1 protein-coding gene is annotated in these 713 nt (G+C 47.4%); it reads right to left on the reverse strand.

What is annotated here, in order from left to right:
* The coding region (locus tag A3762_RS27025) for a hypothetical protein (RefSeq protein WP_197469008.1) at positions 1-713 on the reverse strand (713 nt) is incomplete at both ends.

A 713-nucleotide genomic window follows, 5' to 3' on the forward strand; every position in this document is an offset into this window, starting at 1 on the left:
AAACCATTCCCAAGGGACTGAGGAGACTTGGCAATCGGATTTAGCGCGGAAGAATCCACTGGCTTACCGTTAATCGAGACAGTAAGCTCTCCGCTAAAAATAGGATGTGCAAAATTCATTTGGCCATTCTGCGAACTAGATACAGCAGCAGAAGCCGCCACGCCATCTTTACCCAAACTTAAGCCCTCATTTGAAACGATCGCAGAACGTTGAAATGAATTCCCTAAGTTAGTTTGCGAATCGCTACTAGCCGCGCCATCAACACCAACTAATGGTGCAGAAGATCCCGCGATCGCGCTTTGGCCATGGGGCGTCAAAGCCTGGCCATTCGAATTGTTAACACTCGCTTGCTCAGAACTCGTTGATTGCCCAAACTCAGACCTGAGATCTGACGCTGTGTTTGCTAACGAGGATGCACTGCCATTCTTACCCACCTGATTAACAGCGCTAAATACTACGCCTTTGACAGTTTGGAGCTCTGTATCTGGTGTAATAGTTACATTCTGGCCCAACTGAGAGCTCAATACTGATGAATTAATCCCACTATTAACTTGCCCTGATACGAATGCGGCCGTGGAATCAAATTCATCTGTACTGGCTGAATTAGTTAATCCATTCCATTCGGGCTGATCGGCTTGCGGCAATTCTCCGTCTTTTGGCGGTAACGGATTGCCACTTTCATCGTGAGCTTGAGGACTTGCCGAATGCGATAT

It is taken from the genome of Oleiphilus sp. HI0125 (assembly GCF_001635355.1).